The organism is Flammeovirga sp. SubArs3 (assembly GCF_947387565.1).
Lineage (GTDB): Bacteria > Bacteroidota > Bacteroidia > Cytophagales > Flammeovirgaceae > Flammeovirga > Flammeovirga agarivorans.
The window spans coordinates 92,618-105,469 of sequence record NZ_CANDOA010000004.1; the positions used below are offsets into that span (position 1 = coordinate 92,618).

A 12,852-nucleotide genomic window follows, 5' to 3' on the forward strand; every position below is an offset into this window, starting at 1 on the left:
GCAATTATGCTATCGGAGGATGGAAGATTGAAGAAGTATAGTTTCCTTCCACTTTTTCGTCTATCAGCATTGGTAATTGATCGATAGAACGATGTACACTCTTTGTAGAAAACATAAAAATGGAAAGTGAAAGTGGTTCAGAAACTACTTCCTTGAGGTTGTTTTCTTTACTGCTACTTTCTGATTCTGGAGAAGTAGCATCAGCCAACTTAGACTTTAATTGACAGCGCCCACCACAAACCTGTGGAAGGTCTGTTCGGTTTTTATTCACGCACAAAACTTCGGCATAGAAATCCTTACGCATATTATAATCCATCCAAATGAGTGGAGTAGATATGCATTGGATCAATACGATTGTTGCTAGAATAAATGTAACTGAGATGTTCAGTTTGTTCATCATTAGGGTGCTTATTTAAAGAGCTGTGCAAATATACAAACGTCCTTTAAATTCAATATACTTTGATGAATAATTTTTCATTGAAATACTATGTTTTCAATTTCGACTTTGTAGTAGGTGAAAATAATAATGTATAGAAGATAGTGGGGAGCACAAACAAAGAAGCCGTTTCTATAATTGATTACAGAAACGGCTTCTTATATTTTAATAAAGTCTTTTACTTTTTATTATTGATATATCTAGTAGAAATTAAATGACCACATTCTGTTTCGTGATAATTTACTCTTGCTTTATACTCAATTTTACCTTCTATGTGTGGGATTTTTTTTACTTCAATTTGACTGCCTTTGGGCATAAAACCTACTCGTTTCATTTTGCCATCCACGACCTTATATAAGGGTGTTTTAGCTTTGGTCGTAATTGTTTCTACTTCATCTGCAAAAGATGCAAATGACAGTGACATCATCAATATGGAAGTTAGTACAGTTATTATTCTTTTCATAAATGTTTACTTTCAGTTTAGTATGTATAAATTTTATAATTGGTTTGTAGCATTTATACTTTATACTACCTTTAGTCTATCAAAAAGGTTGCCTATTTAGTGGTAAAAAAACAAAAAAAGGAAGCCAAGACTGACTTCCTTTCAATTATCTACTTCAATTTGAATTATTTATGTCCCCACAAGGCATAAGTAGCCGTAAATTGAATGTTCATATTGTTCATATAGTCTTTTCCATTTAGGTCTGGATCAGGACTATTGTTGATGTCAGTTAACCCATAATTTACTCTGAAATCAAGACCAAATGGTGAATCTCCAAATTGGTAAGATGCACCAAATACTACTGAAATATCAATGTTTTTAAATTCTTGACCTTCTGCGACTGCTTGCATTTGCTCATCTGTGTAAGGAATCATCATTCCTGTTTGCTCATAGATTGCTTTTGCAGCTTCTGGTAGCATATGAGAAGCATCCTCACCATTAGCTGTCAATGTATATTCACCATCAGACCATTGTACATCCTGACCTAATTTAAAGCCAATCTGTCCACCACCAAATAGTTTAAAGTTACCATTCTCACCAAATGCATATTTTGCAACAATAGGAATATTGATATAGTGTAATTTAATATCAGTTCTACCTGTCATTTGGTAAGATACATCTAACATTTGGTCGGGAGTCATTGGTATTGATCCTGCCATAGTTTCATCTGTTAAACTATACACTCCTTGTTGAGCATAATTTACCTCAATTCCCAAACTGAATTTTTGATTCATTGGAACATCATAAGTGATACCTCCAACAAATCCATGAACTAACCCGCCATTCGGATCTTCTACTAATAACCCAGAAGAAGATAAACCACCTCTGACTCCTAAAACTCCTTGTGCGTAGATAGATAATGTACAACCAAAAAATACGGTAATTAGCGTTAAAAATTTTCTCATTTCTTATTTAAATAGGATTCTAAAATTAGGTAAGATTGAATCGTCAACGTTTTCGATAACACAAAGGTATAGGTGTTTCTTTTAGGGTAACAAATTTTGATATTTAATAAGGGTAAACACTAAAAATGTAGTTTTTTATGGTTAATGTTAAAATAAAAAAATGAGGTTTTTAATGCTGTTATAAAATATGAAATACATAAATACTATTCCATATAAATAATTAAATGTAAAATTATATTCTTTGAAATTATTTTCACGCAAAATAAATGAATGAATATTCATTTTGATAATTGTTGTATTTTTACTCAATTTGACATAAAAAAAGACCCACTAAGAGGGTCTTTCTTGATCAATATCTTCAACAAAAAGAGCAACGTTTTTCTTAAATTTCTTTTTGTTTTTCCAAAGGTTTCGACTGTAGAAACGATTAAATTTCCAATCCTTCTTTTTCAATTCGATAGGGAAATAACCATGAGCATCTTTCGCTGAAATAAACTGATGATAATTTTCATCATCTGTCATCAACAAAGCAGTAGGAACTGCATTTTGTACAACAGTTAATGAAGAGAAAGGAAGTTGTTCTGTCATATCCTCTTCTTTCTTAATTTTATCTTTTAGCGTTTTACCAAATTTCCAACTTTCATCAGAATATGGAGTAGGTCTATACCCTTGCTCACTCACTTCTTTTGCATAGTGAAGAAATTCTTTCAGTAACTTAGGGCCTTCATTCTTTACTTCCTCTGTTTTTAATTGATGGGGAAGAATGCTGCTAAATATATATTCTTTTTTTCTAGCTCTCGTAATGGCTACATTAAGCCTTTTTTCTCCTCCTTCTTGACTTAGAGCACCGAATTGTAAATTGAATTTTCCATTTTCATTAAAGGCATAAGTAACAGAAAGTAAGATATGATCTCTTTCATCTCCTTGAATATTCTCAATGTTTTTAACGATGGTATCCGAAGGCCAATTGACATTGATTCTATCCATGATCTCTTGAATCAATTCTTGTTGTTTATGATTGAAAGTGATAATACCAATGCTTTTTTCACCTTCATCTACGAGTCTCTTGGCATGTTTTACTACAGCCACAGCTTCTTCTTGGTTGACACCCTTCTTCCAAATTCCATTTTCTATATGATGAAACTCAATACCTCTATCATTGAACTTCACCTTATTGTAATAAGGTATAAAACGAAGTTTATTTTTATAGAAATACTTATTAGAGAAATCAATAAGATCAAACGATTCACTTCTGTAATGTCCCATCAGATAGTGTTCTGATAGATATTGCTTACCAAGATCCAGTAAACTATCGACTTCTAAGGCAGGGTCTAAATCGTATTCATCGTCTTCTTCCCACCTTGGCTTGTATAAGTCAAATGGAGGTAATTGTTGAGAATCGCCTAAGATAGCCACTTGTGCTCCTCTATACATAGCAGGAATTCCCTTCTCGGCAAAACACTGTGATGCTTCATCAAAAATAACAAGGTCAAAGAACGGAATCAGAGGGAAAATAGCTGATGCTGCCTCCGGAGAAGTTAACCAACAAGGAAGAAGGTCTAAGATTTCATCCTGGAACTTATGGAATGTTTTTCTTAAAGGCCAAATACTTCTTTTCTTATTTACTTGATGGTATAAGTCTCTATATGTGACTCTATTGTTTAATCGATTGTATTCTACTTTGTCGTACGTTCTTTCCTTTAATCGAACCAAAGTCATATCATTGGCAATAGATCTTTTTTCAAGAATAGCTTCCTGTAAGTTGCTTTCCAATTGTTCCATCGCACCATTGGATACAATTCTTAATACAGGGTGCTTGGTTTCAATATGGTACAACCAACTAATGTTAAGGCTATTTTCAAAATACTCGATCACTTCATCAATAGGGTATTTATGTACCCCATTCATATGCCCATCTATCAGTCGGAGTGCAGCCCATTCATGTGGCTCAAATGATTCCTTTAAGGTATCAAAGCGACAAATTTCATCGAAATCTTCTTCTAACGTTTCTTTTAGATGATCGAGCTCGATTTTATTATTTAGGATATCTTCAATTTCCAGTGGCGACAAGTATTTTTCCCATCGTTGTCTCGCTTCAGGAATTTTATTGATGACTTTGAAAAGTTGATCAATTTTAGTCCACAGTTCATCATAACTAAAATTATGTAGTTCGATAAATTGGACGCTAGAACGAAGAGAAGTATAAATTTTTCTTGCTTCAATTGCTTTAAGACCTGCTTTGAACCACTTGTCCCAAACACTTTCTTCAAATGCTTCTGGGAACTCTGTTAGCCATTGGTATTTACGCATCTCATTCTTATGATGCGTCAGGTTCATTCTATTTTCTAAACGATCTCTTAACTGTTGTAATCCCTTGACGGTATTTGGTAAGTTATTCCTTTCCAATAAGGCAATTACTTGTTTCTTATGTTTAGAGAATTGCCATTTAATAATCAGTAATGGATTACTTCTATCCGAAATAGCATCCGTTACCCATTCGATGGTATTACCTAGCTCATCTTCACTGACGGTTTTTTCGATGTCAGTCCCTTTGTATGAAAAAGCAGAAAGACACCCCTTTTTGTGATTATTCCAATCTTGTTGCGTCGGTACTCTCCCTCTTTTTTTGATGATGCTATTGAACATTTTATAGACATCAGGGTCGGAAATAATTTCCATAAATTTATTGACCTGTTCTTCCTGTCTTAAAATCCATAGGCATTCATCAAAAGACAATTCAACCTGAATATTGTCTTCTATCTTTTTTGCTACTTCGTCTCTGAAAGGAATTATTTCATCGATAACTTCTTTCATATGAACAATCGCACTACTATCAAAATGACTAAATGGAATTCTATCTTTCCATATGTAGTCTTCATGATCTAGTTTTTGTGCGAACCCTAAATAGGTTTTCAGACGTTTTTTGTAAAGTTCTAAGTCTGATAAATCAAATTCCTGATAACACCCTTTTAAATGTGTGTGCTCTGCTTTTAGGTTACATCTCAAATAAAGTTCTTTGGCAGAAATACCACATTCTTGTGTATCGTATAGTGCTTCTCTAAATTCTTCTAATTGTGTAAGAGAACTGTCGATTTGTTTAGACCTTAATGCAAAATTTCTTTCCAATTGCATTGCTCCAAGACTATTATTATCTTCACGGAATTTATCTAAAGCATCGATTTGATCTTTTATTTTTTGATAGATATACCCTCTGTCATATCGGTGGTCATGTACCATGGCACAGAACGACCCCAAGGCGATATCTTTCATCCTTTTATAGACAACATCTAAAGCGGCTCTTTTTTGTGATATCACCAATACATTTTTCCCTCTTGTAGTAAAGTCAGCGATCAGATTACAGATTAGCTGGGATTTACCACTACCTGGAGGGCCTTGTACCACAACAGACTGTCCACCTTTTATTTCTTTAACCACCTTTTCCTGTGAAGCATCCATAGGATAAGGCGATAATAGTTCTTCTTCTTGGTTGGCTTTTCCAACATAGGTTTCTTTTAGCCCAAGTTCATCTAAATGATCACCTGTTGTTCCAAAAAAGCCTTCTAAATCTTTAATCTCATTTTTATTGAGAAGGTTTTCATAATCAGGCATTAGGTAAGAATCCGATTGAGGGAAAATACCAATCAATGCTTCTGAAAATAACTTCATTTGCCCCTCACCATATTCCTCTTGGAAGTGTATTTTATTCAGTGGTTCAAATTCTTTGATAAACTCACCAAATGTATCTTGGTTAAAGTTTAATTCGAGATTGGATTCCTCTAAAGTATGATACAACATGGTAAGAAACTCTGTTGGATCTTTAGGGAAGTCTTCAAAAGTTAATTCCAGGAAGTCATCACTAAACTGTACATTATTGTGATGAGAAATGGCTAGCAAAAGTGTTTTATTGAAAGTGACTTCCGTATCCTCTCGGAGCTGTAAATACCAATTACCATTATCTACTATTAATCGAATTGGAAAGAAAAGTAGTGGACCTCTAAGATTACCTCCTGTCATTAACCTACCATGAACAAAAGGATACCCTAAAAATAGGTCATGTCTACCGCCTTCTTCCAAGACAAACTTTGCAGTTTTACCCACCTTTCGGATTTGTGAACTCATCTTATTGGCTTGAGTATCTCTACTATCCGCAACGGGGCATAATGGAATATTTTTCTTACCACGAATTACATCTTTAATAATATCATGAGAAGGAGAATGCATTAAATGATCTAAATGAGCAAGATCAACATACTGTCCGGTGTAAGCCTTGGGCAAATACAAGGACTTGTTTCTAGCAGATAGATTAGCAAGCCTTTTTTGGTAGGTTTTTAAGGTCTTTTGCACAGTTTACTTCCTTTTGTTGGTTTTAAACACTGAATCTTTCCAAAAAAATGTAAAACAATAGGTAGATAAGTGTACACTTACGCACCTTTGTAGATAATTGATTCAGAATATTGATCAAGATACGCATTGATAAATTAAAATCGTAATGGATAACAGGAAGAAAAATATTATTTATTCGATAATTCTAATAGTTTTTATCGGACTAACTTATTTATACAGAAGTTACAATCCTCCAGTAAATACACATTTCCATGTTCGAGGTGTTACTTTTGGTGTAGTTCCTTACAACGTTAAATATATAGATGAAGAAGGAAGAGCATTAGATCAAGAAATTAAAAATGTACTAGAGGATTTTAACCAGTCGTTATCCACATATATTCCATCTTCAGAGATTTCAAGGTTTAACTCAGGAATGTCTTTCACTTATGAGACAGATTTCTTTTATCCTGTGTTGGAAGATGCTAAAAAAGTTTACGAAGCCACCAACGGTTCTTTTGATCCTACAATTCAACCTTTAGTAAAGGCTTGGGGCTTTGGACCAGGTAAAACACCGACTATTAAAGATGATCAGGTAGATTCTATCAAGGCATATGTTGGTTTTGATAAGTATATCACATTTGATAAAAAGGAAGTAAAAAAGTCGAAGGCAGGAGTAGAGCTTGACTTTGGTGCAATTGCTAAAGGATATGCTGTAGACGTTGTTGCTAACCTATTAAAAGCACAAGGAATTAAAGACTTTATGGTTGAAATAGGAGGTGAGGTAGTTTGTAGTGGTGTAAATGAAAAGGACACTACTTGGAAGATCGGTATTGATAATCCAAAATTTAAAGAAGGTACAGGCGAAGCCATTTCCATTATTATTTCATTAGACAATAAAGCCTTAGCTACTTCTGGTAACTACAGAAACTTCTATGTAAAAGATGGAAAAAAATATGCACATACTTTGGATCCAAGAACAGGTTACCCTGTACAGCATTCGTTATTAAGTGCTTCAGTATTTTCATCTTCTTGTATGTCTTCTGATGCTTATGCGACTGCATTTATGGTAGCAGGTTTAGAAGAAGCAATTAAAGTAGTAGAAAGTGATGATGATTTAGAGGCCATCTTTATCTACGATGATGAGGGTACAATGAAAAATTATATATCCAAGGGAGCTGAAAAATTTATCATTCAGAAATAGAAAAAAAGACCGGGCATTGAAACAACGTCCGGTCTTTTTGTAGTAAGCAGAAATGAGTAAATATATATTAAAAGCAATTATTATTCTTTGTTAGATAAGGGTTCTTAGGTTACAGGAAAGAGTTAGTTATTAACTTTATAGGCAATCTGATTGAAATAAGGAATACTGTCTTTTTCGTTCCAAAAAACAATACCAGCACTTAATTCCGTAATTAAAGCCAATAAAAATAACGTTCCTCCATCACCGTTTACTTCTATACCTAATATGGTAAGGTGCATCATAATAGCTCCACCAATAATCCCTAAAGTGAGTACAGCTCCAAACCAAGTTGTACGAGGTATCAAAATAAGTATACTAGCTATTAATTCTAAAATGCCAATACTAATTCGTCCAAAAGGTTCTAATCCTACTGTTGTAAATATATAAACACTATCAGGGTGAGCTGTAAACTTAAATCTTAATGTTTGTATTAATATTATCGCTACTAAAAGCCTTAATCCGATTAACGCATATTTTTTTATGGTTTCCATCTTTTGATATTTTGATTGAGTAATAATTTCTATTACAAAGATGTAGGATAAGGTCTCCATGGTATGTGAACCACGTCACATTTGAGAAAAAATGTCAAAAAAAATCAATCGATTTTATGTATTTTATTGTAAATGAGGTTTTTATGAATCAATAAAGCCGTTTTTTAATAAAGTCTTAACAGTTTTTAATGATCTCAGTCACTTTTTAAGATTTACCGTTATAAAATTTACCTACACTTTATTATTCGTAATCACTTAACTTTTCACTATGCAGTTATTAGGTCAATTTAGAGGTATTCTTAGAACTTTATTCTTTTGGTTAAAATTAACGTTATCGTTAACAGCTAGTACTACGTTAGCAACAAATTCTAATAATGATGCTAACGCAGATGATAACTTTTACATTGGAAAAAATGTAGTTGAAATTTTTAATTACGTAGTTGATTAATCCAGGACAGTCCACCAATCATAGAGTTCATCATTTTTACCCATTTCAATGATCTTTCCAATCTTTGCAGTGAAAATAGGTTGATCTTTTTTACGAGATTCATCCACAAATCTTTCTATAGGATCTTTCCAAGTATGTAAGGCCAAAGTAAAACCTCCCCAGTGTACAGGAAAAGCTTTTTTTACTTGAGCATCTTTAGCTGCTTGAATGCTCTCTTCAGGAAACATATGGATTAAATGCCAATTTTCATTGTATTGACCATTTTCCATAAATCCCCAATCAAAAGGACCTAGTTTTTCACCAATTTCTTTAAAGTGCTTACCATAGCCACCGTCGCCACTCCAGTAAATTGAGTGGTTATTTGTTTTTATAACAAATCCACCCCAAAGAGATTTAGCCCTATCGTTGAGCCCTCTTCCAGAGAAATGTCGAGATGGAGTATATGTAATTTCAAAGTCTAAAATATTTAGTGTATCCCACCAATCTACTTCCGTAATTAGTTTTTCATCATGTCCCCAAGATACAAGGTGTCTTTTAATCCCTAGCCCTACTACGTATTTCTTCACTTTACCCTTTAGTTTCTCATAAGAGTCTAAATCCAAGTGATCGTAGTGGTCGTGCGTTTGTAATAGGATATCAATATCAGGTAATTCATCAATCACCTTTAAAGAGTCATTACTATACCTTTTGGTGTTTACAGGTCCAATTGGTGATGCGTTGGAACCTAACATAGGATCAATAAGTATATTCTTACCATTAAGTTGTAGTAATAAAACCGAGTGTCCATACCATATACATTTTGGATTATCGAGTTCTTGGTTATATACTTCTGGATTAAAAGGAAGAATACATAGGTTATTTTTTGGAGCCCTTCCCGCTCTATTGGTTAATTGCTTTTTGAGTAACCCTGGAATATTCCGAATGTTGATATTCATCATCGTTTCTTCTAGGTTCTCAAATTTATCATCTTTCCAGTTTGGTGACTTTTCCAGCTTTTCTTTCTCTTCTTCAGTAAACTTTCCACCAAATTGAGGGCTAAGTAGATGTAACATATTTAGAATTTTAGTTGAGGTAATGAATTTAATAAATATCTATTGACTCACTTTAGTTTCTTGAATCATTTTTTCGGTTTCTTCCCAAAGTCTCTGTGCTAAATCAATACGATGAGAATACTTTGTTGATTTTACTTTTACCGCTTTACTTCCTTTGATCTCCGTAAAACCATTAGGACCGGTATAATCACCTCCTTTTATATCTGCACCTAATGCAGCATAAACAGTAGGTAATGCACCCATTTTGGAAGAGTTGAGAAATGGTGCACCTATTTTCTCTACAATATTATTGATGAATTGTGGTGCATATTGTCCTAAATTTGTCATGGATCCACCGGGATGAGCCACTACTGCAATTGTACTTTTTCCTTCTTTTTCAAGTCTACGTTGTAACTCATACGTAAACATCACGCAGGCTAATTTGCTCAATGAGTAAGCTTCGAATTTTACATACCTTTTTTCGGCATTAAGATTATCAAAATCTAATTTTCCTTGGCGGTGAGCTAAACTTCCGAGATTCACTATTCTTGCCTCAGGAGTATTATTTAGCAGTGGTAACAGCAATTGAGTGAGATAAAAATGAGCAACATAATTTACCCCAAACTGACTTTCAAATCCTTCTTTCGTTCGTTGTAATGGCGGAATCATTAGACCAGCATTATTTATTAGAAGGTCTAACCGTTGATATTTCTGAGAAAATTGTTCAGTAAAAGTATGTACCGAATCGAGATCATTTAAATCTATTTTTAGGATATCTAAATCTGCTTTAGGGTAAGAGTTCTTGATATCCAATAATGCTGCTTCTGCTTTCTGTAAGTTTCGACAGGCAAGTACAACGGTAATATCTTTTTGAGCTAAATATCTGGCAGTTTCTAAACCTAATCCAATATTGGCCCCAGTAACAATTGCTACACGGCCTTTTTGAGATGGAATTTTTTGAAAATCGTTTAAGTTCATCATTTAAAATTGATTCATTTTGTTTGATTGGTCTATTCTGATTAACAATTTATAAAAAATATAGCCTAATAGAATCAAAATCGTCCTTTTTACGCTTTATCGAATAATTTTTTTCCTCTGATTTTAGTCATTTTTTTAATGAAAATATAAGTCTAGTTTGCATCCGCAATTTAAAAAATCACATTATATCTATTAAACGTAGTTTATTAATATGAAAACTATCGATAATTATAATTTCGAAGGTAAGAAAGCGGTTGTACGTGTTGACTTGAACGTACCTTTAAATCCAGATTTTTCAGTTCGTGACTTTACTCGTATCAACGCAGTAGTAGCTACAGTTAAGAAAATCGTTGCTGATGGTGGATCTGCTATCTTGATGTCTCATATGGGTCGTCCAAAAGATGGTTTTGAGGATAAGTTCTCGTTAAAGCACATCGTTGCTCCTTTATCTGAAAAATTAGGTATTGATGTAAAATTCGGTGGTGATCCAATTGGTGCTGAAGCTGACGAAATGGCTGCAAACTTGCAACCAGGCGAAGTAATGTTATTGGACAACTTACGTTTCTACAAAGAAGAGAAGAAAGGTGACGAGGAATTTGCTAAGAAACTAGCTTCTCGTGGTGATGTTTGGGTAATGGATGCTTTCGGTACTGCACATAGAGCTCACGCTTCTACAGCAGTTATCGCTAAATTCGTAAAAGATAAAGTATCTGGTTACGTAATGGGTAGAGAAGTAGAAAACGCTAAGAAAATTACTGAAAACCCTGCTCGTCCTTTCACTGCAATTATGGGTGGTGCTAAGGTATCAGATAAGATTTTATTAATTGAGCGTATCATGGATGTTGCTGATAATATTATTATCGGTGGTGGTATGGCTTATACTTTCTTCAAAGCACAAGGTGGTACTATCGGTAACTCTTTATGTGAAGAAGATAAATTAGACTTAGCTTTAGAATTGATCGAAAAAGCAAAAGCAAAAGGTGTAAACTTGTTATTACCAGTTGACTCAGTTTGTGGTGATAAATTCGGTGAAGATGCAGCTGTAGCTTCTTACGATTCTAATGCAATCGCAGACGGTTACATGGGTCTTGATATTGGACCAAAAGCGGCTGAGGAATTCTCAAAAATTATCAAAGAATCTAAGTCTGTTCTTTGGAACGGACCAATGGGTGTATCTGAATGGGCTAACTTTGCTAACGGTACTACTACTGTTGCAACTGCAGTGGCTGAAGCTACTGAAGCTGGTGCGTTCTCATTAATCGGTGGTGGTGATTCTGCTGCTGCTGTAAACACTTTAGGTTTCGGTGACAGAGTATCATACATCTCTACAGGTGGTGGTGCAATGTTAGAATTAATGGAAGGTAAAGTTCTTCCTGGTATCGCAGCTTTAGAGGACTAATCATTGATTAGTAATTAATATAAAATCCCTGTTTAGTACTTCTAAACAGGGATTTTTTTATGGCTAAGGATAATGAATTTTCACTGCTGATAAAGTAGGTATTTCCAAACGTACATCAGTGGCTATACGAAACCCATGTCTTAGATAAAATGCCAATGGAGATGCATATTTTTCTCCATCTAACCTATAATATCTTTCATGGTCAATTACCCAACCATTTAAAGGAGCAAATTGCTTCTTGGCTAATTTTATCAAGTCGCTCCCTAAACCTTTTCGTTTATATTCATTGTTGATAAGGATAGCAAACCACCTTTCACCATCTCTTTCAAAACTAAAGAACCAACCGATCACTTTATTTGTTGGAGTCTTTACAAGAATATGTTTTTTATGATGCAATGCAGTCAAATATTCCCTAATACCATCAAGCTCTTTATAAGCTAATTGCATAGGGTATACACTATTCCAAAGTTGGAATAAATCATTAATTTCAAAAGGGTTTAGTTGTTCTGATAGATAGAACATTAAATTATCTTTCTCCTTCAGTAACATTTTTCTTTTCTAGTTTTTTGTGAAGATCCGGGATTGCCATTACTGCAGCAGATCCGTACCACTCTTTTAAATCCATCACTAGACTACCTGCTTGAATTGCAGGGTCTGTTTTTGTTAATGCTTCTGCTTCTTCAATACTTTCCACATCAAATATATAGATTCCTCTAATATCACCATCTCCGAAAAAAGGTCCTGCGAGTACTAATTTTCCTTCTTCTGCCATTTTATTGATATTTTCTAAGTGAGCTTTCTGAAGTTGGAATGCTTCCTCTTTTGAGAGGTTCCTGTTCGGGCCTTTCTTTAAAAATGCCATTACAAACTTTTTCATACCGTAATCATCAGCACCATACTTTAATGCTAAACTTGCATCATAATCATTATGATTGTTTGGTGATGTAGGTGTTGTGCATCCAATAAAAAAAGTAGATAGTAATAACAGGAGAAGATTATTTTTCATAGTATGAAGTGATTGATGATCTATTCATTACAACAATGCGTAAGATCTAACAAATGCTTCACAATTTCAAATTAAAGTAAATGAGACAATTGA

General features: G+C 34.0%; 12 protein-coding genes. 3 read left to right on the forward strand and 9 right to left on the reverse strand.

Features of this window, described 5'->3' with window-relative positions; genetic code table 11:
* Positions 1-4: 4 nt before the first annotated feature.
* The 4 genes from QL232_RS12715 to QL232_RS12730 form a co-directional block, all read right to left on the reverse strand.
* Positions 5-400 (reverse strand): hypothetical protein, encoded by a 396-nt coding sequence (locus tag QL232_RS12715; protein WP_281614398.1) that lies wholly within the window; start codon positions 398-400, stop codon positions 5-7.
* Positions 401-614: 214 nt separating this feature from the next.
* Positions 615-899: a hypothetical protein gene (locus QL232_RS12720; RefSeq protein ID WP_168881860.1), complete on the reverse strand. Its 285-nt coding sequence runs from the start codon at positions 897-899 to the stop codon at positions 615-617.
* A 164-nt stretch (positions 900-1,063) separates the two neighbouring features.
* A complete protein-coding gene (locus QL232_RS12725) occupies positions 1,064-1,843 on the reverse strand; it encodes a porin family protein (RefSeq protein WP_281614399.1) in 780 nt (259 codons plus the stop codon).
* 330 nt (positions 1,844-2,173) lie between these two features.
* Positions 2,174-6,187: an AAA domain-containing protein gene (locus QL232_RS12730; RefSeq protein ID WP_281614400.1), complete on the reverse strand. Its 4,014-nt coding sequence runs from the start codon at positions 6,185-6,187 to the stop codon at positions 2,174-2,176.
* A 145-nt stretch (positions 6,188-6,332) separates the two neighbouring features.
* On the opposite strand from QL232_RS12730, the gene QL232_RS12735 reads away from it, so the two are divergent.
* Positions 6,333-7,367, forward strand: coding sequence for an FAD:protein FMN transferase (locus QL232_RS12735; protein WP_281614401.1), 1,035 nt, complete (start codon positions 6,333-6,335; stop codon positions 7,365-7,367).
* A gap of 122 nt (positions 7,368-7,489) precedes the next feature.
* On the opposite strand, the gene QL232_RS12740 is transcribed toward QL232_RS12735, so the two are convergent.
* The gene (locus tag QL232_RS12740; protein ID WP_168881856.1) at positions 7,490-7,897 is read right to left on the reverse strand and encodes a DoxX family membrane protein; all 408 of its coding nucleotides are present in this window, start codon (positions 7,895-7,897) and stop codon (positions 7,490-7,492) included.
* 268 nt (positions 7,898-8,165) lie between these two features.
* Here QL232_RS12740 and QL232_RS12745 point away from each other — a divergent pair, with 268 nt between their 5' ends.
* On the forward strand, positions 8,166-8,345 hold the full coding sequence (locus QL232_RS12745) for a hypothetical protein (protein ID WP_281614402.1): 180 nt from the start codon (positions 8,166-8,168) through the stop codon (positions 8,343-8,345).
* Here QL232_RS12745 and QL232_RS12750 read toward each other — a convergent pair.
* Both QL232_RS12750 and QL232_RS12755 read right to left on the reverse strand, forming a co-directional pair.
* Positions 8,342-9,397, reverse strand: a complete 1,056-nt coding sequence (locus QL232_RS12750; protein WP_168881854.1) for an MBL fold metallo-hydrolase — start codon at positions 9,395-9,397, stop codon at positions 8,342-8,344. The two genes, QL232_RS12745 and QL232_RS12750, sit on opposite strands and share 4 nt — an antisense overlap.
* Before the next feature lie 39 nt (positions 9,398-9,436).
* A complete protein-coding gene (locus tag QL232_RS12755) occupies positions 9,437-10,357 on the reverse strand; it encodes an oxidoreductase (protein ID WP_281614403.1) in 921 nt (306 codons plus the stop codon).
* 208 nt (positions 10,358-10,565) lie between these two features.
* On the opposite strand from QL232_RS12755, the gene QL232_RS12760 reads away from it, so the two are divergent.
* On the forward strand, positions 10,566-11,753 hold the full coding sequence (locus QL232_RS12760; RefSeq protein ID WP_168881852.1) for a phosphoglycerate kinase: 1,188 nt from the start codon (positions 10,566-10,568) through the stop codon (positions 11,751-11,753).
* A gap of 63 nt (positions 11,754-11,816) precedes the next feature.
* On the opposite strand, the gene QL232_RS12765 is transcribed toward QL232_RS12760, so the two are convergent.
* Positions 11,817-12,302 carry a GNAT family N-acetyltransferase gene (locus QL232_RS12765; protein ID WP_281614404.1) on the reverse strand — a complete coding sequence of 162 codons (486 nt, stop codon included), beginning with the start codon at positions 12,300-12,302 and terminating at the stop codon, positions 11,817-11,819.
* A complete protein-coding gene (locus QL232_RS12770; RefSeq protein WP_281614405.1) occupies positions 12,280-12,759 on the reverse strand; it encodes a YciI family protein in 480 nt (159 codons plus the stop codon). The genes QL232_RS12765 and QL232_RS12770 overlap by 23 nt, the downstream gene beginning before the upstream one ends.
* Positions 12,760-12,852 lie beyond the last annotated feature (93 nt).